The sequence below is a fragment of the Streptomyces kunmingensis genome, from assembly GCF_039533535.1.
Taxonomy (GTDB): Bacteria; Actinomycetota; Actinomycetes; order Streptomycetales; family Streptomycetaceae; genus Streptomyces; species Streptomyces kunmingensis.
The window spans coordinates 48882-69841 of the sequence record NZ_BAAATS010000016.1 but is presented as its reverse complement, the minus strand read 5'-3'; the positions used below and the strand labels follow the sequence as shown (position 1 = coordinate 69841).

General features: G+C 70.1%; 16 protein-coding genes. 9 read left to right on the top strand and 7 right to left on the bottom strand.

Annotated features, from left to right (window positions below; translation table 11 throughout):
* Positions 1-141: 141 nt before the first annotated feature.
* The 4 genes from ABD366_RS18785 to ABD366_RS18770 all read left to right on the top strand — a co-directional run bounded on the left by ABD366_RS18785 (position 142) and on the right by ABD366_RS18770 (position 6997).
* Positions 142-2013 (top strand): glycoside hydrolase family 2 protein, encoded by a 1872-nt coding sequence (locus ABD366_RS18785; RefSeq protein ID WP_324767767.1) that lies wholly within the window; start codon positions 142-144, stop codon positions 2011-2013.
* Positions 2006-5050, top strand: coding sequence for an alpha-mannosidase (locus tag ABD366_RS18780; RefSeq protein WP_324767768.1), 3045 nt, complete (start codon positions 2006-2008; stop codon positions 5048-5050). Before ABD366_RS18785 ends, ABD366_RS18780 begins: the two co-directional genes overlap by 8 nt.
* 112 nt (positions 5051-5162) lie before the next feature.
* Complete coding sequence (locus tag ABD366_RS18775; RefSeq protein WP_324767770.1) at positions 5163-6221, top strand: vWA domain-containing protein; 1059 nt, start codon at positions 5163-5165, stop codon at positions 6219-6221.
* Positions 6222-6325: 104 nt separating this feature from the next.
* A complete protein-coding gene (locus tag ABD366_RS18770; protein ID WP_324767771.1) occupies positions 6326-6997 on the top strand; it encodes a DUF5701 family protein in 672 nt (223 codons plus the stop codon).
* Between the two features lie 317 nt (positions 6998-7314).
* Here ABD366_RS18770 and ABD366_RS18760 read toward each other — a convergent pair whose 3' ends face one another.
* Positions 7315-8286, bottom strand: a complete 972-nt coding sequence (locus tag ABD366_RS18760) for a TIGR03557 family F420-dependent LLM class oxidoreductase (protein ID WP_324767772.1) — start codon at positions 8284-8286, stop codon at positions 7315-7317.
* 413 nt (positions 8287-8699) lie between these two features.
* Here ABD366_RS18760 and ABD366_RS18755 point away from each other — a divergent pair, with 413 nt between their 5' ends.
* The gene (locus ABD366_RS18755) at positions 8700-9707 is read left to right on the top strand and encodes a hypothetical protein (protein WP_324767773.1); all 1008 of its coding nucleotides are present in this window, start codon (positions 8700-8702) and stop codon (positions 9705-9707) included.
* A gap of 54 nt (positions 9708-9761) precedes the next feature.
* Here the strand turns inward: ABD366_RS18755 and ABD366_RS18750 are convergent, their stop codons facing one another.
* Both ABD366_RS18750 and ABD366_RS18745 read right to left on the bottom strand, forming a co-directional pair.
* Complete coding sequence (locus ABD366_RS18750; protein ID WP_324767775.1) at positions 9762-10202, bottom strand: hypothetical protein; 441 nt, start codon at positions 10200-10202, stop codon at positions 9762-9764.
* A 37-nt stretch (positions 10203-10239) separates the two neighbouring features.
* A complete protein-coding gene (locus ABD366_RS18745; RefSeq protein ID WP_324767776.1) occupies positions 10240-10737 on the bottom strand; it encodes a GNAT family N-acetyltransferase in 498 nt (165 codons plus the stop codon).
* Positions 10738-10971: 234 nt separating this feature from the next.
* On the opposite strand from ABD366_RS18745, the gene ABD366_RS18740 reads away from it, so the two are divergent.
* A complete protein-coding gene (locus ABD366_RS18740) occupies positions 10972-12126 on the top strand; it encodes an outer membrane protein assembly factor BamB family protein (RefSeq protein WP_324767777.1) in 1155 nt (384 codons plus the stop codon).
* Positions 12127-12170: 44 nt separating this feature from the next.
* Here ABD366_RS18740 and ABD366_RS18735 read toward each other — a convergent pair whose 3' ends face one another.
* Positions 12171-12488, bottom strand: a complete 318-nt coding sequence (locus ABD366_RS18735; RefSeq protein WP_324767778.1) for a hypothetical protein — start codon at positions 12486-12488, stop codon at positions 12171-12173.
* A 70-nt stretch (positions 12489-12558) separates the two neighbouring features.
* Between ABD366_RS18735 and ABD366_RS18730 the strand changes: the two genes are divergently transcribed.
* On the top strand, positions 12559-13416 hold the full coding sequence (locus ABD366_RS18730; protein WP_324767780.1) for a LysR family transcriptional regulator: 858 nt from the start codon (positions 12559-12561) through the stop codon (positions 13414-13416).
* 185 nt (positions 13417-13601) lie between these two features.
* On the opposite strand, the gene ABD366_RS18725 is transcribed toward ABD366_RS18730, so the two are convergent.
* Entirely contained in the window at positions 13602-14633 is a 1032-nt protein-coding gene (locus ABD366_RS18725; protein WP_324767781.1) for a LacI family DNA-binding transcriptional regulator, read from the bottom strand.
* 178 nt (positions 14634-14811) lie between these two features.
* On the opposite strand from ABD366_RS18725, the gene ABD366_RS18720 reads away from it, so the two are divergent.
* The gene (locus ABD366_RS18720; RefSeq protein WP_324767782.1) at positions 14812-15822 is read left to right on the top strand and encodes a glycosyl hydrolase; all 1011 of its coding nucleotides are present in this window, start codon (positions 14812-14814) and stop codon (positions 15820-15822) included.
* A 56-nt stretch (positions 15823-15878) separates the two neighbouring features.
* On the opposite strand, the gene ABD366_RS18715 is transcribed toward ABD366_RS18720, so the two are convergent.
* Entirely contained in the window at positions 15879-16916 is a 1038-nt protein-coding gene (locus tag ABD366_RS18715; protein WP_324767783.1) for a LacI family DNA-binding transcriptional regulator, read from the bottom strand.
* The gene (locus tag ABD366_RS18710) at positions 16913-19324 is read right to left on the bottom strand and encodes a glycoside hydrolase family 2 protein (RefSeq protein ID WP_324767784.1); all 2412 of its coding nucleotides are present in this window, start codon (positions 19322-19324) and stop codon (positions 16913-16915) included. Before ABD366_RS18710 ends, ABD366_RS18715 begins: the two co-directional genes overlap by 4 nt.
* 271 nt (positions 19325-19595) lie before the next feature.
* Here ABD366_RS18710 and ABD366_RS18705 point away from each other — a divergent pair, with 271 nt between their 5' ends.
* Positions 19596-20915, top strand: a complete 1320-nt coding sequence (locus ABD366_RS18705; protein WP_324767786.1) for an ABC transporter substrate-binding protein — start codon at positions 19596-19598, stop codon at positions 20913-20915.
* The last annotated feature ends 45 nt before the right edge of the window (positions 20916-20960 follow it).

Genomic DNA, 20960 nt, shown 5'->3' with positions numbered 1-20960 from the left:
CACCCAAGGACATGCTCCACGGGAACACACGCGTCCCGCCGCGTTCCAGCGCACCCATTTACAGCGCTGCAAATTGATGCTGGGATGGCTCGGCGACGCATGCGTCCTCCCTGTCCCCTGCCGCAGGAGATACCTCAGCCCATGCCTGATTCGCGCTCCTCGACCGAAGACTCGACCGAAGCCGTGTCCGGCTCGGCGGCGATACCCCGACCGGAATATCCCCGGCCCAGTTTCGTCCGCGCGGACTGGCTGAACCTCAACGGAACCTGGCAGTTCGCCCGCGACCCCGGCGACAGTGGCCTGGAGCGCGGACTCGTCGACGCCGAACTTCCGGACCGCATCGTCGTTCCGTTCTGCCCCGAGGCGGAGCTGTCGGGGATCGGCGACACCGACTTCCACCACGCGGTCTGGTACCGCCGCACGGTGCGCATCCCCGACACATGGGCGGGCCGCCGGCCGGTGCTGCACTTCGGGGCCGTGGACCACGACGCCACCGTCTGGGTCAACGGCCGCGAAGTCGTGCGGCACAGCGGCGGGTTCACCCCGTTCAGCGCCGACCTCGGCGAGGTGGCGCGGGCGGGTCAGGACGCCGTCATCGTGGTGCGTGCCCGGGACAGTGCCCGCGGCCCGCAGGCCCGTGGCAAGCAGTCCACGGAGTACCGCAATCACAGCTGTGTGTACACGCGGACCACCGGCATCTGGCAGACCGTGTGGCTGGAGCCGGTGACCGACACACATGTGCGGCGCCCCCGGATCACGCCCGACCTCGCCGCCGGCTGCTTCCATGTGGAGGTTCCGCTCTCCGGCTCCCGCGTCGGCCACGTCGTCCGCGGCGAACTGCGGGACGCCCATGGCGTGGTCGTGGACAGCTCCGTGCCTGCCGACCTCGATCTCGCGCCGCGCCTGGTCCTGCCGCTGCCCGCGGACCGGCGCCGCCCGTGGTCGCCCGAGGACCCGCACCTGTACGAGCTGGTCCTGGAGTTGCTCGACGCCGACGGCGGCGTGATCGACCGCACCGTGTCCACGGCGGGGCTGCGCGCCGTGACCGTCGACGGCAAACGCATCCTGCTCAACGGCGAACCCGTCTTCCAGCGTCTGGTCCTCGACCAGGGCTGGTACCCCGACGGCCTGATGACCGCCCCCGACGACGCCGCGCTGATCCGCGACATCGAGCTCTCCCTCGCGGCGGGCTTCAACGGCGCCCGCCTGCACCAGAAGGTCTTCGAGGAGCGTTTCCTGCACCACGCCGACCGCCTGGGCTACCTGGTGTGGGGCGAGTTCGGGGACTGGGGCGCGGCGACGGGCCCTGTCAGCGGCGACAACCAGCAGCCGACCCGCGGTTTCGTCGCCCAGTGGCTCGAGGCCGTGGAGCGTGACTACTCCCACCCCTCCGTCATCGGATGGTGTCCGCTCAACGAGACCCGCCAGGAACTCACGGACCGGCAGAGCGTCCTCGACGACGTCACCCGCGCCATGTTCCTCGCCACCAAGGCCGCCGACACCACACGGCCGGTCCTCGACACCTCCGGCTACGCACACCGCGTGCTGGAGACGGACGTGTACGACTCACACTGCTACGAGCAGGACCCCGAAGTGTTCGGCCGTTTGATGACCGGTCTGGACAAGGACACCCCCTTCATCAACCCGCAGGACGAGAATCCGGAGTCCACCTGGTCCCTGCCCTACCGCGGACAGCCCTATTTCTGCAGCGAGTTCGGCGGCATCTGGTGGAACCCCGAGGAGGCGCAGGCCGCCGACGAGGAACGGCTCGTGTCCTGGGGGTACGGCGAACGCCCACGCGACGAGGAGGCGTTCCACCACCGGTTCGCCGGGCTGACAGGTGTGCTGCTCGACGATGCCGACATGTTCGGCTACTGCTACACCCAGCTGACGGACGTCTTCCAGGAGCAGAACGGCATCTACCGGTTCGACCGCTCCAGCAAGCTCGACGTGGCGCGGGTAAGGGCGGCGCAGCAGCGGCCTGCCGCATTCGAGAGGGGCCGGGATGCATGACGATCGCGCGTTGATCGAAGCCCGGCTCCGGCGTGTTCTCGACGAACGCATCCGCCCCGCCGTGTACCCCCTGCGCCATCCCCTCACGGTCACGGTGTGGACCGCTCCGGACGAACCCGTCCCCGTGGCCGAAGGTCTCGCCGCGCCCGCGCGCCCGATCGCGCCGGGCGAGCGCTGGGGCGCCCCCTGGGGGACCAGTTGGTTCACGGTGACGGGTCAGGTCCCCGGGGAATGGGCGGGACGGACCGTGGAGGCCCTGGTGGACCTCGGCTTCACCGAAAGCATGCCGGGCTTCCAGTGCGAGGGCCTCGTCCACCGGCCCGACGGCACCCCCGTGAAGGGTCTCAACCCGCGCAACCAGTGGATCCGGATCGGGGACCCGGTGAGCGGCGGCGAGCTCGTCGACCTGCGGATCGAGGCGGCGTCGAATCCGGAGTTCTTCCACGGCCGCCCGTACCGGCCGACCCCGCTGGGCGACCGCGAGACCGCCGGTCGGGCACCGATGTACACGCTGGGCGCCGTGGACCTGGCGGTGTTCGACCATGAGGTCTGGGACCTGGTGCACGACCTGGAGGTCCTGGGTGAGCTGATGACGGAACTGCCCGCGGACTCGGCCCGGCGCTGGGACATCCTGCGCGCCGTCGAGGCGGCTCTGGACGCCGTCGATCTGCAGGACGTGAACGCCTCGGCCCCCGCCGCCCGCGCGGAACTCACCACGGTGCTGTCCGCGCCCGCGCCCGCCTCCACCCATCACATCAGTGCGGTGGGCCACGCACACATCGACTCGGCCTGGCTGTGGCCGCTGCGGGAGACGGTCCGCAAGGTCGCCCGCACCGCCGCCAACATGACCGCGCTGATCGAGCAGGAGCCGGACTTCGTCTTCGCGATGTCCCAGGCACAGCAGTGGGCCTGGCTCAAGGAACACCGGCCCGAGGTCTACGCGCGGGTCAGATCGGCGGTGAGCGAGGGCCGGTTCCTGCCGACGGGAGGCATGTGGGTGGAGTCGGACACGAACATGCCGGGCTCCGAAGCGATGGCCCGCCAGTTCGTGCACGGCAAACGCTTCTTCCTCGACGAGTTCGGCATCGAGAACGACGAGGTGTGGCTGCCCGACACCTTCGGCTTCGCCGCCGGGCTTCCCCAGATCATCAGGGCCGCCGGCTCGTCCCGGCTGCTGACCCAGAAGATCTCCTGGTCGAAGACGAACTCGTTCCCCCATCACACCTTCCTGTGGGAGGGCATCGACGGCTCCCGCGTCTTCACCCACTTCCCGCCCGTCGACACCTACAACTGCACTTTGCACGGCGGTGAACTGGCGCACGCGGCACGCAACTTCAAGGACAAGGGCGCCGCCAGCCGCTCCCTCGCACCCACCGGTTACGGGGACGGGGGCGGCGGCACCACCCGTGAGATGGTCGCCAAGGCCAAGCGGCTCGCCGATCTGGAGGGCTCCCCCACCGTGCGCTGGGAGCGCCCGGAGGAGTTCTTCACCGCGGCCGAGGCCGAGTACCCCGACCCGCCCGTGTGGGTGGGCGAGCTCTATCTCGAACTGCACCGCGCCACGCTCACCAGCCAGGCGCAGACCAAGCAGGGCAACCGGCGCAGCGAACAGCTGCTGCACGAGGCCGAACTCTGGGCGGCGACAGCTGCCGTCCGCAGCGGATTCCCTTATCCGTACGAGGAGTTGGACCGGCTTTGGAAGACGGTTCTGCTCCATCAGTTCCACGACATTCTGCCGGGCTCGTCCATCGCCTGGGTCCACCGCGAAGCGCGGGCCACCTACCGGGCGGTGGCCGAGGAGCTCGGGCGGATCATCGCCGAGGCGCAGTCCGCGCTCGCGGGTGACGGCCCGGCACGGATGTGTTTCAACTCGGCGCCGCACGCCCGTCATGGAATCGCGCCGGGTGGCGGTGCGACGTCCGGCGGCGACGAGGGTGAGGCGACGCTCTCGGCGCGAGCGGACGGCGGATACGTACTGGACAACGGCCGGGTGAAGGCCGAAATCGACGGGCGCGGTCTGCTCGTTTCGCTCTACGACCACCGCGCCGGGAGGGAGTCCGTCCCTCCCGGCCTGCCCGGGAACCTCCTGCAACTGCACCAGGACCTGCCCAACGCGTGGGACGCCTGGGACGTCGACAAGTTCTACCGCAACAGCGGTGTCGACCTCACCACGGCCGACTCGGTGACCGCTGAGGGAACAGCGGTGCGCATCGAGCGCTCCTTCAACGACTCACATGTCACCCAGATCCTGCGCCTGCCCCCGGGCGGGCGACGGCTGGAGGTGGAGACCGAGGTCGACTGGCACGAGCGCGAGAAGTTCCTGAAGCTCGCCTTCCCGCTGAGCGTGCACGCCGAACGCTATGCCGCGGAGACCCAGTTCGGGCACGTGTACCGCCCCACACATGTCAACACCAGTTGGGAGGCGGCCAAGTTCGAAGCATGCAACCACCGCTTCGTCCACGTCGAGGAACCCGGCTGGGGCGTCGCCCTCGTCACCGACTCCACCTACGGACATGACGTCACCCGCACCGTGCGCCCCGGCACGAACGGGGCCGGCGGGGCCGGTGGCACGGGCGGCAGGCCGGACACGACGGTCACCGTGCGGGCTTCTCTGCTGCGCGCGCCGCGCTTCCCGGACCCGGAGACCGATCAGGGCCTCCACCGCTTCCGGCACACCCTGATCCCCGGCGCGAGCATCGGCGACGCCGTGCGCGAAGGACATGCGTTCTCGCTGCCCGAACGCCGGGTCGACGGAGCGGCAGAGGCGGCGGTCCAGCCCCTGGTCGGCGTCGACAACGACGCCGTGGTCATCAGCGCGGTGAAACTCGCCGACGACGGGTCGGGCGATGTCGTCGTCCGCCTCTACGAATCCGTGGGCGGACGCGCGACCGTGAACCTGACGCCGGGTTTCGCGGTCACGGGCGCCACGCGCTGCGATCTGCTGGAACGTCCCCTGGCCGCAGAGGAGTGCGGGCCCCGACTCGCTCTCGCGCTGGGGCCGTTCGAGCTCGTCACGTTGCGGCTGTCGAGGGGGTGAGCGTCGGGGCGACGGAATGAGCGGCGGGGTGGGCGGCAGCTCAAGGTCCGTTGTCAGTGCCTCCCCCTAGAGTGAAAACATCACTCGGGGACATCGGAGGGGGAGCAGAATCATGTCCGCAAACAGGATCCAGCACAAGGTGAATCACGTCGCGCTGGTCGTGGACTGTTCGGGTTCCATGCGGCCGCACCAGAATCAACTGGTGCGTGTGGTGGATGAATTCGTGGCGGGGCTCAAGGCCGAATCCGACAGCCTCGGCCACGAGACGCGGATCAGCCTCTATTCCTTCGACCACAGGGTGGAGAACCTGGTGTGGGACATGGACGTGAAGCACCTTCCGTCCATGCGGGGGCTGTACCAGGTGAACAATGGCGCGACGGCGCTCATCGAGGCCTCATTGAAGTCCCTGGACGATCTGGGACATATCTGGGAGGAATACGGCGAGCACAGCTTCCTCCAGATCGTGGTGACGGACGGCGAGGAGAACGCGTCGGGGGGCGACCGCCGGCACAACGGGGACATGAGCATCCTCGGGCCCTGGCTGGACAGGATCACGGCGAGGATGGGCGGGCTCCCGGGCCACTGGACCTCCGCGATCCTGGTGCCGAACTCCCTGGCCAAGCGGACCGCACAGAACTACGGCTTCCCGGCGGGAAACATCGCCATCTGGGACGCGGACTCGCAGCAGGGCGTCGAGGAGGCGATCGGCACCGTGCGCGCGGCCGCCACCAGCTTCCTGCGGGGCCGGGAGCAGGGAGTGCGCGGCACAAAGAATCTGTTCGCGGTCGGCCAGGACATATCGGTCGACGAGGTGCGGGCGAATCTCGAACCCGTTCCGGCCGACAGATACCGGCTCCTGAAGGTCGACAAGGAAATGGAGATCCGCCCGTTCGTCAACTCGCATCCGGGAGTGTCATACGAACGCGGGGCTTGCTATTACCAGTTGGGCGCCCGCGCCCAGGTCCAGCCGAACAAGGAAGTCATCGTCGTCGAGAAGGACACCGACCGCGCTTACACGGGCGACGCGGCACGTAATCTCCTGTTCGGTACGGGAATTCAGGGAACCGTCTCCGTGAAGGCCGGGAACAATCCCAAGCTGGAGGTCTACGTGCAGAGCCGTTCGGTGAACAGGAAACTCAAGCCGAATACGCGCCTGCTCATCATGCTCTGAGCCGGTCCGTGGCGCGGCCGGGGGCGAGGCGGGAACATTTTCGCGGTCCGTCTCGTTCCCCGGACCCGTCCACCACACCGCACCACACGGCCCATGGGAGCAACGTGCCCGAAACCAAGCACCCCACCTCCGATGTCCTTCCCGCACTCCCCGCCCTGAGCGCGCAGGCCGAGCGCCTGATCGAGCTGGGGGTGCACGAGAGCGCGGGAGTGACCGCCGCGGAGCTGCGTACCTTCGCCGAAGTCTCCGCGAGTTCGAATGCGGGCGATGGTGCCCTCCTTGCCGTGCACCCGGACCGGGCTCCGGCCTCCGCTCTCGCGCCGCTGCTCCGGCGCGCCGGCAAGCCGGGGTTCGTCGTCACCGACATGCCCGATGTCGATCTCTTCGCCCCGCTCGACACGGTCATGCTGCCCGACACCCCGCTCTACCTCCTCAAAGGACTCGACCGGGGCGATCAGATGGCCAACTGGAGCCCGGACGAAGCCCTCCCGGCCCTGACCGCGCAGGCCCGCACACCGTTGCTGCTGACCGAAGGTGCCCACTGGGTGCTGCAACAGCCCGCCGTCCTGGAACGCAACCACTGCTTCATGACCATCGGCTCCCGGCTGCGCAAGGCCAACGGCGCACTGGACGCCCGTACCCCCGCGCTCTGGATCAGCAACGGCACCGGGCGGGACGGACGTGACCGCCGTGACGCTCCCAAGCTCGGCTGGTGCTGGGCGGGCAACCGGCACACCTGGCTGGGCTTCGCCTCCGCGACGGAGCGCCGCGGCTGAGCCGAGATACCTAAAGCGGCCGATCGGCGCGGTGGTGCGCCCCGCGCCGAGGGAGCCGAGGGAGCCGAGCGAACCGATCAGGTGCGGGGGTAGCCGGCTTCGAGCAGTGGACGGAGGTCGCGGTCGAGGTCGGGGAGGTAGCCGAACAGGACGTCGGCGGGCCCGGTGATCTCGACCTCGCCGCAGGCCGCCGGCAGCAGAAGCGTCTCGGCCCGGCCCAGTTCCTCGTGGGCGGGGTGGACGGGGTGGACGGGGTCACCGACGGCCGCCTGCGCGTCAACGGCACTCCGCGCACCGGGAGTTGAGCCATGCGTCGACTACGCGGAAGGGCTGAGCGAGCGGAGGCGCTGGTCCAGTTCCCGCTGGTAGAAGTCGATGAAACCGTCGGGGTCCGGCCCGGCGTTCTGCATCACCAGCCGGTCGAAGCCCGCGTCGACGAAGGGCTGCGCGACTTCGACGAAGCGAGCGGGGTCGGAGCCGCACGCGAACTGGGCGAGGATGTCCTCCTTGCGGACCGTGGTCGTGGCGGCCTCGAAGTTCGCCGGGTTGGGCAGCTCGCTCATCACCTTCCAGCCGGTGACCGCCCACCGGGACGTCTTCAGGGCCGCCTGCGCGGCGGTGTCCTCGTCGGCGGCCCACGCCATGGGGACCTCGGCGTAGCGCGGCCCGTCGCCGCCGGCGGCGCGATAGGCGTCGACGATCTCGCCCTCCGCGTCGGTCGCGAAGAGGCCGTCCCCGAGTTCGGAGGCGAGCCGGGCCGCGAGCGAACCCCCGGCGGCGACGGCGATGGGCGGCAGCTCCTGGGGCAGATCGAAGACGCGGGCGTCGTCCAGCTTCAGGTACTGGCCGTGGTACGACTGGTAGCCGCCGCTCCAGAGCAGCCGGATGATCTCCAGCGCCTCACGCAGGCGGGCGTGCCGCTCCGGTACGGAGTTCGGGAACCCCTCGCCGGTGACATGCTCGTTGAGCCGCTCGCCCGACCCCACGCCGAGCGTGAAGCGGCCGTCCGAGAGCAGTGCCAGCGTCGCGGCCGCCTGCGCGATGATCGCCGGGTGGTAGCGGACGGTCGGGCAGGTCACCCCGGTGGCCAGCCCGATGCGCTCCGTCTTCGCCGCGATCGTCCCGAACACCGTCCAGGTGAACGGCGAGTGCCCCTGTACGTCCAGCCAGGGATGGTAGTGGTCGCTCATCTCCACGAAGTCGAAGCCGGCCTGTTCGGCGAGCACGGCCTGCCGTACCAGCTCGCCGGGACCGAACGCCTCCGAGGCCAGCTTGTAACCGATCTGCACCGTTTCCTCTTTCCCGCCGAAGCCCTTGGTCTCTGCCGGGACCCGCCTGCCCATCCGGGGACAGAGGGCCGCCGCCGTACCGTTCAGGACATCGGTGTTGCGGACCGTGCCCCGAACGCGGGCGGCAGTGGTCGGCCAGAGATCTCGCACATGCTGGCAGCCGGGTCGGGGGCACGACGCTGCCACGCCGACAGGAGTCAGCACGTCACCGGGATGGGCCTCACCGATCCGTGCCGCCGGGGGACGGTGTGGGGCGGGGCGAGGTGTCACTCGGACGCGGGCCCGTCGGCCGTGTTGAGGTCTGACGGTTTTGCGCACGTTTCGCTCCTTCGCCCTGCGGCAAGGCGCCCTGTGGACGATGATCACCCCAAGCGTCGCGGCACGCGGCTGGGCGGCGGCGGACAGGAGGCGCGATGCGGACGAACGGCCACACCGACAGCACGGACCCGACCCCGGGCGGCGTGCGTCGGCGCAGCTTCTTCGCGGCAGCGGCAGGGGCCGCGGGAGCCGCCACCCTCGCGGCCGGCTGCGGCACGTCGGACGCGCAGGGCGGCGGCGCGGCAAGTCCGACACCCTCGGCAAGCACCTCGAGGTCCCCGTCCCCGAAGCCCACACGCCGCCGTCCCGAGCTGCCCCGCGGCGGACGCCGGCTCTTTCCCGAGCACCGGCTCGTCGGCTACTGCGGGCTGCCCGGGGCCGCCGCCCTCGGCCGGCTCGGCACCGGTGACCTCGACGACCGCGTCGCGGAGATCGAACGGCGGGGCCGCGCCTACGCGGACGGCCGCACGGTACTGCCGGTCCTCGAACTCCTGGCGGTCGTCGCCAACTCCAGCGCCGGGCCCGACGGCACGTATCGCAGCCGTGTCCCGGACAAGACGATCCGCACCTTCCACGAAGCGGCCCGCGATCACAAGGCGCTGCTTCTGCTGAACATCCAGCCGGGCCGCGCCGCTCCCCTCGACGAGGTGAAAGCGCTGCGGGAGTGGCTCGTCCACCCGGATGTCGGCATCGCCCTGGACCCGGAGTGGGAGATGAGCGCGGGTCAGGTGCCGGGCAAGACCTACGGCCGCACCAGCGGTGACGAGCTCACCCGGATCGCCGCCTATCTCGCCTCGCTCGTCGAGGAGCACGATCTGCCGGAGAAGGTGTTCGTCTACCACCAGGTCGCCGAGTCGGTCGTCCGCGACGAGCACCGGCTGAAGATTCCGCAGGGGGTCGCCGTGGTCAAGAGCGCCGACGGCATCGGCTCCCCGCACCTCAAGCGCGAGACCTGGCGGCAGCTGGTCGACACGATGCCGCCGCGCCTGCACACGGGATTCAAGCTGTTCTTCGAAGAGGACGCCGAGGGCGGCAGCCGCCTCATGACACCGGACGAGGTGCTGGCCCTGAAGCCGCGCCCGTCCTACGTCATGTACGAGTGACACCTGCCGGAACCCGGCGGACGGCCCCGGGCGCCGGGCGCGGACGGACCGCCGTCACGACAGATCGGCACGCCCCAGCCAGGAGGGCTTGACCGGTACGCCGTCGTCGTACCGCGCCACCGGATCGGTCTCGGGCTGCGGCGTGGCCGGGGGCGGCACGGCGTCCACCGGTTCCGACGCCGGTACGGGCGCGGGCTCGGCGACAGGTTCGGGCGCCGGCGCCGCCGAGTCGGCCAGCAACTCGGCCACCGTGAACCGTGTACTGAAGGACTGCCAGGCGCCGTCCACGACGAGCAGGAATCCGTCGCCCGTCCGGAACATCCGGCGCCGCTTGGGGTTCCTGGGATGCTCGGGGGCATGACGGCGGACCCGGTCCTCCAACTCCGCCAGCGCCTCGTCCCGTGTGCCTTCCACGTGCGCCAGTACGTAGGCCTCGGCGTGCTTGCGCTCCCCCATTCCCACAGTCATCTCGACGACCAGACCCCACGTCGGCATGGGCCCCTCCTCTTCTCGTACGCGCGCGGCCAGGCTCTCAGGTGGCCGGCGGCAGTGCGAGCCAGTCCTGCCAGGTGATGTCGCGGCCCAGGTAACGCGGCTGCCGGAAAGGCCAGTCGGCGGCGATCCAGCGGGGCACCAGCGCGTCGAGCGCGCGCTCGGCCTCGCTGCCGAGCAGTTCGTCCACCACCCACCAGGAGATCTCGCCGTCCGCGCCGGTGCGCTCGGGCGGGTCGATGTAGACACAGCCGAGGAGTTTCGTCTCCTCCTCGTTCAACAGGGCGTAGTTGAACGACTGGTGGGCGGCTATCTCCTTCTCATGGCGCAGCAGGTCGACGCGGTCCGCCTCGTAGGTCATGGTCTCCGCGGGCCAGCCCCAGGCAGGACCGAAGATCTGCCACAGGCGCTCCCGGGAACCCATCACGGCCGGGTAGTCGATCGCGGTGTCCGCCTCACGGATCGGCCGCAGGTGCAGCGCTGTGGTGGGCACGGGCACGTGGACAGGGTGGACGAAGTCGTCAGGCAGCCAGCTCATGAGGGGTGAGAGTACAGCGGGCCCGGTCGCTGCCGTGAGGCACGTGCGCTCCGAACGCATGTGAAGTTTCTGTGGGGGTAGTGGGTCGTGGTCACCCGGACCGGGGTGAGTTTCCGACCAGGGGGTTCTTCGTTGAAAGCGACAACTCGTCGTTCGCGTACGAGACTTGGTGTCATCTGCGTCGCCGCTGTCACACTGCTGACCTTCACGGGTTCACCACAGGCGACGACTCCGGTGCCGGGGCGGACCGCGACCGCGGCCGAGCTGACGGACGCGACGCTCGGCTACCGCGCGGACGGCCGGGCGGACAGCCTCGTCGTGGGGGCCACGGCGGCCCCGCCGTACAAGAAGTTGTGGTCCCGGGACTTCGGGACGGTCGTCTCGGCGCCGGTCGCGATCGGTGACAAGGTGTACGCCGTCGTCAACGCGGACGACGGTACCGAGGGCGGCCCGCGCATGATGCTCGTCGGCGTCCACGCCGCCACCGGCAAGGACCTGTGGCCGGCTGTGCGCCTGGAGCAGAACGAGCCGCAGGCCGGAGTGGCGTACGGGGGCGGCCTCCTCTACACGCAGACGTCGCGCGGCACGATCGCCGCGTGGGACCCGGCCACCGGCAAGCAGAAGTGGTCGGTGACGCTCGACTCGGCGAGCATGCAGTACCCGCCCGTCTGGTACGACGGCCTCCTCTATCTCCAGGACGGCAGGGGTACGGCGCTGGCGCTGCGCGCCGACAGCGGCGCCCAGGTGTGGGCGACGGCTCCCCTGGCGGAGTACTCCTCGGCCCCGACCGTCGTCGACGCCTCCGGCGTGTGGATCGGTTTCGACGGCATCGGCTGGCACCACCTCGACCGCAGGACGGGCGCCGAACTGCACCGCTTCGAGGTGCCCGACCGCTCGGGCGCGTACGGCAATCCGGTGGTGCTCGGCGCGGGTGCGGCCTGGATGCGCAGCAGTGACAGCGACGACGAGACGGTCACCGCCTACGACCAGAAGACGGGCCAGGCTCTGCGGAAGCTGCCGGCGGACGCGACCCCGGCCTTCGGCCCGGGCCGCGTGTACGTCGCCCATCACGGCAAGGTCCAGGCCCTCAGCACGAGCACGTACAAAGCCGCCTGGACGTACACGAGTTCCGTCGACGCGGCCACCGTGCGCCTCGTGGCCAACGGGTACGTGTACGTCGAGGACGCGGACGGGCGCCTGGTCGTGCTCGACCAGAAGACCGGCAACACCGCCTGGTCCTACCGGCGTTACCCCGCCCCGCACCCCCAGTCGATCATCAATGCCGAGGACGACTGGCGCGGTTTCATCGTGCCCGGCATCGCCACGTCCAAGGCCCGCCTCTTCGTACCCGGCGCCGAAGGCACGCTGATCGGTTTCGGCAAGGCGTAGAGCCACCGGGCGGGGACACAGCGCCCCGCCGCCGGAGAGGTCGTCTACGCGAACGCCTCGTGGTTCGCGTAGGCGACCTTGTACGGGTGCCGTGCCTGCCAGTGTCCGATGATCTCGTGCAGGCCGGGCACGGCGAACGCCTTGGCCAGTGTCTCCATGTCGGCCACGGAGAACTGCACGATCACGGTCGCGATCAGCGCCGGAACAGCCTCCTCGCCGGGGACGGGGAGGTGCGGCCGGGCCTCGAAGGACTGCACGACGCCGCTCTCGCGCATGACTCGTTCGATATCCGCGAGGTACTGATCGACCTCGGCGGCGGGCAGGGTGTCGGTGAAGGAGACCATCATCGTGTGCTTGATCATGCGTCCAGTCTCGGCGCCGCACACCCCGGCCGTCCAAGACCGGTCCGGCATCCGGCGATAACCTGTGGGCATGGATGAGCTGGAGACGCGCGAACTCAGGTACTTCATCGCAGTCGCCGACGAACTGCACTTCGGCCGGGCCGCCACCCGGCTGTCGATCGCCCAGCCGGCGCTGTCGAAGGCGATCCGGCGGATCGAGTCCCGGCTCGGTGTCCCCCTGTTCGTCCGCTCCAGCCGGCACGTCGCCCTCACTCCCGCCGGAGAGGTGTTGCAGGAACACGGGCGCCACGCCCTGAACGCGGTCGGCGCCGCCGTCCGCAAGGCCCGGGACGCGGGCGACCGCCAGACCCCCTTGCGGCTCGTGCTCAAGCCGGGCGGTGACGCGGGCCTGCTCTCCGGGCTGCTGGCCGCGTACGCGCTCCAGCCCGACGCGCGCAGGGTGGACATCCTGTTCAGCGGCCCTGCCGACCGCTCCGACTTCCTGCGGGACGGCCGGGCCGATGTCGGCCTGCTCTACCTGCCGTTCGACGATCTCGACGGCCTGGCCCACGAGGCGCTGCATGTCGAGGACCGCGTGGCCGTCGTTCCTTCCGGGCACCGGCTGGCCGGAGCCGTCTCGGTGCGCATGGCCGACCTGGAGGGCGAGACGCTGCCCCGCTGGAGGGGCGTTCCCGGGGGCGACGGTACGGGTCCTGAGGTCGCCGATGTGGTCCAGCTGCTCCACATGATCACGACGGGGCGGGTGATCGGTGTGCTGCCCCGCTCGCTGGTCGAACCGGTCCTGGCCGGCCTGGTCGCCGTCCCGGTGACCGACGCGCCGCCCAGCCGCCTCGTGCTGGCCTGGAACGAGCGGGACCGCCGACCGCTGGTGGCGTCGTTCGTGTCCGCCGCACTTGGGTCGCGGCGGCAGGACAAGCCCGGCGCGTAGTGATCAGCAACACATATGTGCAGGTGCCCCCGCAGGATTGGCGGACGCGTTCGGGGACACTCAGCACCAGGATGTGCTGCGGGGGCGGTCATTTTCACTGGGGAGTGTCGGACCGCCCCCGCGCCGTTCTCAGAACCGGCCTCGGGCCCGTCGGCTCTCAGCCGACGGGCCTCAGTCGACCGGCCTCAACCGACGGGCCGCGCGGGAGCCGCCGTTGAACCCCGTGGCGTCAGTGTCGGGGTCGGCACCGGCCGGGCCGTGAGCCGTCCGCCCGCCAGGATCTCGTAGAGCGCGCGGGCGACATCGGCTCCGAAGGCGTGGATGTCATGGCTCATCGCGGACAGCGTCGGGTGCGTCAGCCGGCACAGCTGTGAGTCGTCCCAGGCCAGCAGGGAGAGGTCGGCGGGGACCCGCAGCCCCATCTCGGCGGCCACCGACAGTCCGGCCACGGCCATCAGGTCGTTGTCGTAGATGATCGCCGTGGGCCGTCGGGCGGCGGTCAGCAGCGAGCGGGTGGCCCTGGCCCCGGACTCGCCGGAGAAGTCCGTGTCCGTCTGCCGCCCCGCACCCAGCCCCAGTTCACCCATGGCCGCGGTGAACGCGGTGCGCCGGATCGCGCTGTGGCCCAGCTCCGGGGCGCCGCCGACCCGGGCGATGGCGCGGTGCCCGAGCGCCGCCAGATAGCGCACCGCCTCGCCGACGGCCGTGGCGTCGTCGGTCCACAGCGAGGGGAACGGCCCGGTCAGCGAGGGGTGGGCGACCGCGACGGCCGGGATGCCGATCCGGGCGAGCAGAGGTCCGCGCGGGTCGTGCTCGCGGAAGTCGACCAGGACCGAGCCGGCGATCCGCCGGGTCCGCCACCAGTGGCTCTGCAGGTCGATCTCCTCGTCCAAGGTCTTCACCAGGCGCAGGAGCAGTGCGCCGGAGTGGGCGGAGACGACGCTCTGGAGGCCGGAGACGAACTCCATGTAGAAGGGTTCCAGGCCGAGTTGGCGCGCGGGCCGGCGGATGACGAGGCCGATCGTGCCCGCCCCCTGCCGGTCGAGGGACCGGGCCGGACGGTGCGGCTGCCATCCCATGTCCCGGGCCGTCTCCAGAATGCGGGCACGCGTCTTCCCGGCCAGCCCCGGCTTGTCGTGGAATGCGAGCGACACGGCGGCTCGGGAGACCCCGGCGCGGGCCGCGACCTCCGCGATGGTCACCCGTTGCTCGTTCATGAGGCGCTCAGCATAGACCGGTCGAGCCCCCTGGGCCGCGTCACGCCCGCCCCAATCCGTCGCTTTACTGGCTCTTTACTTAACTTGCTCAACGTCTAGACAACGATGTCCACGGTGTGCAAAGTGTCCCGCCAGCACGGTTCCTCGGCATCTCACCCCCGACGGAAGGGAACTCTCCATGCACAGAACCCCCGTGTTCCGAGCGCGCGGTCTCGCGCTGCTCGCCGCACTGCTCACCGCCACGCTCGCGGCTCTGACCCTGACCCCCGACGCCGAGGCGTTCCCCAGCCGTTCCAAGCAGCAGGTGATCGACTACCTGCGCTCCATCAGCGGTTCGAACATCGTCTCCGGGCAGCACAACAAGGAGCCGGCGAGCAATCCGGGCCAGTACACCCAGCAGGTCAAGGACGTCACGGGGCAGTACCCGGGCCTGTGGGGCGGCGACCTGATGTTCAACGCCACGGACGTGGCCAATCGGCAGCGGGTGATCGACCAGGCCAAGACCGAGTGGACCAATGGCTCGCTGGTGGCGCTGACCTGGCATGTCTGCCCGCCGACCATGGGCAGCTCCTGCGCGTTCGAAGGCGGCGTCAAGTCGAGCGTCAGCGACACGCAGTTCAACCAGATCGTCACCGACGGCACGGCGCTGAACTCCGCGTGGAAGCGCCGCCTCGACGAAGCGGTGCCCTACCTCGACCAGTTGAAGACGGCGGGCGTGCCCGTCCTGTTCCGGCCGCTGCACGAGATGAACGAGACCTGGAACTGGTGGGGCCACCGCCCGGGGACGAACGGCAGCGCGAAGCTCTACCGCATCACCCACGACTACCTCGTCGCCAAGGGCCTGACCAACCTGATCTGGGTGTGGAACGTCCAGGACAACCCGGCGGGCGGCTGGTCCAGCTACTACCCCGGCGCGAGCTACGTCGACGTGGCGTCCCTCGACGTCTGGTACAAGAACTACCCGAGCAGCTCCGACTACCAGCAGTTGCAGAGCATCGCGGCCGGCAAGCCGATCGCGCTGGCCGAGATGGGCAAGGTCCCCAACGCCGCCCTGCTGGACAGCCAGACCCGCTGGGCCTACTTCATGATGTGGTCCGAGCAGCTACGGGGGAACAACAGCAACGCAGAGATCCAGTCCGGCTACTTCCACCCGCGCGTCCTCAACCAGGGTGAGGTGAAACTGCCGTAGCGGACAGCGATGTGGCCCGTCCCTTCCGGGGCGGGCCACATCCTCGTGCGCGCGGATCAGTCGCGCCGCGGGCGCGGCGCGGCCGTGGAGGCGCGCGGGGTCAGGGACGGCATGGGCACCGGGTGGGAGGTGACCGTCCGGCCCTCGATGAGGTCGAACAGGACCCGCGTCACGTCCGCGCCGAAACCGTGCACGTCATGACTCATCGCCGACAGGGTCGGATGCGTGAGACGGCACAGCTGTGAGTCGTCCCAGGCCAGCAGGGACAGCTCGTCCGGCACGGACACGCTCATCTCGGCGGCGACCCCGAGACCGGCCACCGCCATGATGTCGTTGTCGTAGACGATGGCGGTGGGCCGCTCCGCGCGCAGCAGCAGCGACCTGGTGGCCCTCGCCCCTTCCTCCCCGGCGAAACCGGAGGCGACCTGGAGCGTTCCGTCGAGCCCGAGCGACTCCAGCGTGCGCCGGAACGCCGCCTCGCGGATGGCGCTGTGCCCGAGCCCCGCGGGGCCGCCGACCCGTCCGATCCGGCGGTGGCCGAGGGCGGCCAGATAGCGGACGGCCTCGGCCATGGCGGTGGCGTCGTCCGTCCACACGGACGGGATGCCGCCGGTCAGGTCGGGATGGCCGACCGCCACGGCGGGCATGCCCAGCTCCTTGAGCGGACCGATCCGCGGATCGTCCTGGTCGAAGTCGACGAGGACGGACCCGCCGACCTGCCGCTCGCGCCACCAGGTCTGCTGCAGTGCGATCTCCTCCTCCCTGCTGCTGACCAGGCGCAGGAGCAGGGAGCACGAGCGCTCGGACAGCACGCTCTCGATGCCGGAGATGAACTCCATGTAGAACGGCTCAAGACCGAGGAGCCGGGCCGGGCGGCAGAGGGCGAGGCCGATCGTGTCCGTGGTCTGCCGGGAGAGGCTGCGGGCCGACGAGTTCGGCGCCCAGCCCATCTCGCGGGCCACCGCGAAGATTCTCTCCCGGGTCGACTCGGACAGCCCGGGTTTGTGGTTGAACGCGATCGAGACCGCGCCCTTGGACACTCCGGCGGCGGCGGCGACGTCCTTGATGGTGACGCGCTGCGGGGGTGCGCTCACGCGGGTTCCACGCAGAAGAGGGCGGCCCTGATGGTGTTGGCTCCGGCGCCCTGCGTGCCGTGCAGGCGGATGCGGGTGCTCTCGCCGGGCAGCAGAGTGGTCAGTCCGCGCTCGGCACGGGCGTGCGGTGCGATGCGGTCGGCCTGCAACAGCAGGTCGCGTACGAGAGTCTGGGCGGTTACCACGACGTCGACTGTATCCCGCTCCTGGCCGACGGTCTCGACGGCGATCTCGAAGCGGGGCTCCGGGTAGCCGAACTCGTGGTCACGCGTCTCGAAGTGGAGCGCGCGCAGACCGTCGGCGTCGGCGACCAGATACTCCTTGGCCGAACCGGTGGCCGGGGTCACCTCCGGCGGGACCGGCAGCCGTACGACCTCGCGGGCCGGTGCGGTGAGCCCCAGGGAGACACGCGCGGCGAGGGTGCCGTCGGCCCGCATCAGCCGCAGCGTCACATCACAGCTCCACGGCTCGGCGCCCTGGTTGGCCAGGACGAGTTCGGGGCCGTCGGCGCCGGGTTGCAGGGTGAGCAGGCGGTCGGCGTAGAGGCGGCGCAGTTCGTGGTAGAGGGGCTTGAGACGGCCGTCGCCGTCGATCGCCGCCCAGGAGCTGACGGGCCAGCAGTCGTTGATCTGCCAGACGATCGTGCCGGCGCAGCGCGGCCAGTTCGCGCGCCAGTGCTCGATCCCGGTGGCGACGGCGCGGGCCTGGACGACCTGGGTGAGGTAGTGCCAGCGGTCGAAGTCGCCCTCGGGCAGGGCGAAGTGGCGGGCGACGCCGCGGTTCAGCTTGCCGTTGCCGTCCTCGGCCTTCTGGTGGTGCAGCATGCCGGGCGAGTCGGGGGCGAGGTCCTCGCCGGGCAGGGCGCGGCGCAGTGTGGCCATCGCCGGGGGTGCCTGCCAGCCGAACTCGGAGACGAACCGCGGCACGTTCGAGCGGTACTCGGTGTAGTCCTGCCGGTTCCACACCTCCCACGAGTGGTAGGTGCCGTGGTCGGGGTCGTTGGGGTGGTGGTCCCAGGATCCGGACCAGGGGCTGCCCGCCATGTAGGGGCGCGTGGGGTCGAGTTCGGCGACGACGCGCGGCAGGAGTCCGAGGTAGTAGCCCTCGCCCCAGGAGTTTCCGTCCAGGGCCTCCTCCCAGTCCCAGTCGCGGAAGCCCCACAGGTTCTCGTTGTTGCCGTTCCACACGACGAGGCTGGGGTGCGGCATCAGGCGTACGACGTTGTCGCGGGCCTCGGCCTCGACCTCGCCGCGCAGCGGCTGCTCCTCGGGGTAGGCGGCGCAGGCGAAGAGGAAGTCCTGCCAGACCATGAGGCCGAGTTCGTCGCAGGCCGTGTAGAAGGCCTCGTCCTCGTAGATGCCGCCGCCCCAGACACGGACCAGGTCGACGTTGGCGGCGGCGGTCTGCTCGAGGCGGGTGCGGTAGCGCTCGGGGGTGATGCGGGAGGGCAGGACGTCGTCGGGGATCCAGTTCACTCCGCGGACGAAGATCCGCTCGCCGTTGACGACGAAGGTGAAGCCGGTGCCGTGCTCGTCGGCGTCGCGGTCGATCTCGACCGTCCGGAAGCCGACCCGCTGCTGCCAGGCGTCGAGGGGCCCGTCGTCGGCGGTCAGCGTCAACTCGACGTCGTACAGCGGCTGTTCGCCGTATCCGCGCGGCCACCAGAGTCGTACGTCGGGGACGTCGAGGACCAGGGTGACGGTGTCGCCGTCCGCTTCGGCGCGTGCCGTGGTCCCGGCCACCGTGGCCTGCGCGACGAGCCGTCGGTCCGCGCCGGTGGCGGTGCGCTCGAGATCGACGCGCAGTTCTACGCGTCCTCGCGTGCCGTCCACGGTGACCAGCGGGCGGACCTGCGCGATCCGCGCCGTCGACCAGCGTTCGAGCCGCACGGGGCGCCACATGCCGGCGGTCACGACCGTCGGGCCCCAGTCCCAGCCGAAGCTGGACGCCATCTTGCGGATGTACTGGAAGGGCTCGGGATAGGCGTTGGGCCTCTGCCCCGCCGACGCCTGTACCGCGGCGGCCTCGTCGTAGGCGGAGGCGAAGGTGACGCCCAGCTCGCCCGAACGGCCGGTGACGTCGAAACGGTAGGAGCGGTGCATGTTGCGCGTGCGGCCCAACTCGGCGCCGCCCAGCGTCACTTGGGCGGCGGTGTCGAGGCCGTCGAAGACCAGGTCCGTCCGCTCGTGGGCCTCGTCGGAGGTCTGTGCCGCCGGCAGGTCGCGGGTGTAGGTCCAGGCGCGACGGCCCACCCAGGCGATGTCCCGCTCGTTCCGCCCGATGAACGGGTCCGGAATCAGGTCGGCGGCGAGCAGGTCGGTGTGCACGCAGCCGGGGACCTGGGCGGGGAGATGCGTCCCGTCGTGCTCGAGACTCCATCCCTCGCCGATCTGGGCGGTGTGCTTCATAGTACGGCTCCAATCGGACGGACGCGGGCCCGGTTCGTATGAGACGCCCGCCAACCTAACCTCTGCTTCATGAACCGGTCTAGTCCTCGAAGCGCTTCCGACGTCAGCGACAACCAGCCTGGTGAGACGGCTACTTGTCTCTTCGCCCGCGAGAAGCCGGTAACGATTGAGTATCGCGGCGGAAATCGAGGCTTTACCGGTTCATTGATGGCTGACATAGTGCCGTCAGCCCGCTGGGCCTGAGCCGTAACCCTTGGAAGGAGTTGGGCACATGAGGACGAAGCCGCTGAGCGCGATGGTGCTTGCCGCCGCACTGCTGACCGTCGCGGGGTGCGGGGGCGGAGGGGACTCCTCGGGGGAGGCGGCCGGGTCTCCCTCCGACCCCGCCAAGGTGTCGGGCACCATCACCGTGCTCACCAACCGCACCGACCTCGTGCAGGACAGCACGATGAAGAAGTACGCGGCCCAGTTCAAGAAGACGTACCCCAAGGTGACCGTGAAGTTCCAGGGCATCACGGACTACGAAGGGGAGGTGAAGATCAGGATGAACACCGACAACTACGGTGACGTCCTGCTGATCCCCGGGGTCATCGCCAAGGGTGACTACCCGAAGTTCTTCGCACCGCTCGGCGCCACCAAGGAGATGGCCAGGACCTACCGATTCACCGGCAAGACCGACGTCGAGGGGAAGACCTACGGCATCGCCAACTTCGGTACCGCCAACGGCTTCGTCTACAACAAGGCCGTGTGGAAGAAGGCCGGCATCGACGACTGGCCCACCACCCCCGCGCAGTTCCTCGACGACCTGAAGCAGGTCAAGGAGAAGACCGGCGCGACGCCGTACTACACCAACTTCAAGGACGGCTGGCCGCTGAGCGGCGCCTGGACCAACAACGTCGGCTCGGTCAGCTGCGACGGCAAGGCGTGGGACGCGCTGGCCGCGAGCGAGAAGCCGTGGAAGTCCGGCAGCGAGCTCAACGTCAACGACACGCTCCTCTACGACATCGTCCACGAGAAGCTGTCGGAGAAGGACCCGACGACCACCAACTGGGAAGCGTCCAAGACCCAGCTGGCCAAGGGGAAGATCGGGAGCATGATGCTCGGCTCCTGGGCCGTCAACCAGATGAGGGGCGCCGCCACGGCGGCCGGTGAGAACCCGGACGACATCGGCTTCATGCCGTTCCCGGCCCAGAAGAACGGCCAGTTCTGCGCCACGCTGGTCTCCGACTACCAGCTGGCCGTCAACACGCACTCGGACCACAAGCCGGCCGCCCGCGCCTGGATCGACTGGTTCACCGAGAAGTCCGGCTTCGCCGCCAAGGAGGGCGGGGTCTCGGCCCTCACCTCCATGAGCTTCCCCGAGGTCCTGAAGCCCTTCCAGGACAACGATGTCAAGCTCGTCGAGCGCTCCGAGGCGACGACGGAGCAGGTCAACGCGATCGACAACGCCGCCGAGATCGGCCTCTCCAAGCCGGACTACCGGCAGAAGCTCATCGACATCGCCCGCGGAGCCCAGAAGGGTTCCCTGCAGGACTACTTCGCCGACCTCGACAAGCGCTGGGCCGAAGCGGCCTCGGTCGCCGGGAACTGACCGAGCGCCTGTGTACGGGGCCCGCGCCGCCCGCCGGGGCCGGGC

Bases quoted from the DNA above. Each gene is read 5' to 3' on its own strand.
- ABD366_RS18730 (WP_324767780.1), top strand. From the start codon at position 12,559: ATGGATGAGCTGGAGACGCGCGAACTCAGGTACTTCATCGCAGTCGCC.
- ABD366_RS18725 (WP_324767781.1), bottom strand. From the start codon at position 14,633: ATGAACGAGCAACGGGTGACCATCGCGGAGGTCGCGGCCCGCGCCGGG.
- ABD366_RS18755 (WP_324767773.1), top strand. From the start codon at position 8,700: ATGCGGACGAACGGCCACACCGACAGCACGGACCCGACCCCGGGCGGC.
- ABD366_RS18745 (WP_324767776.1), bottom strand. From the start codon at position 10,737: ATGAGCTGGCTGCCTGACGACTTCGTCCACCCTGTCCACGTGCCCGTG.
- ABD366_RS18720 (WP_324767782.1), top strand. From the start codon at position 14,812: ATGCACAGAACCCCCGTGTTCCGAGCGCGCGGTCTCGCGCTGCTCGCC.
- ABD366_RS18785 (WP_324767767.1), top strand. From the start codon at position 142: ATGCCTGATTCGCGCTCCTCGACCGAAGACTCGACCGAAGCCGTGTCC.
- ABD366_RS18710 (WP_324767784.1), bottom strand. From the start codon at position 19,324: ATGAAGCACACCGCCCAGATCGGCGAGGGATGGAGTCTCGAGCACGAC.
- ABD366_RS18735 (WP_324767778.1), bottom strand. From the start codon at position 12,488: ATGATCAAGCACACGATGATGGTCTCCTTCACCGACACCCTGCCCGCC.
- ABD366_RS18750 (WP_324767775.1), bottom strand. From the start codon at position 10,202: ATGCCGACGTGGGGTCTGGTCGTCGAGATGACTGTGGGAATGGGGGAG.
- ABD366_RS18705 (WP_324767786.1), top strand. From the start codon at position 19,596: ATGAGGACGAAGCCGCTGAGCGCGATGGTGCTTGCCGCCGCACTGCTG.
- ABD366_RS18780 (WP_324767768.1), top strand. From the start codon at position 2,006: ATGCATGACGATCGCGCGTTGATCGAAGCCCGGCTCCGGCGTGTTCTC.
- ABD366_RS18775 (WP_324767770.1), top strand. From the start codon at position 5,163: ATGTCCGCAAACAGGATCCAGCACAAGGTGAATCACGTCGCGCTGGTC.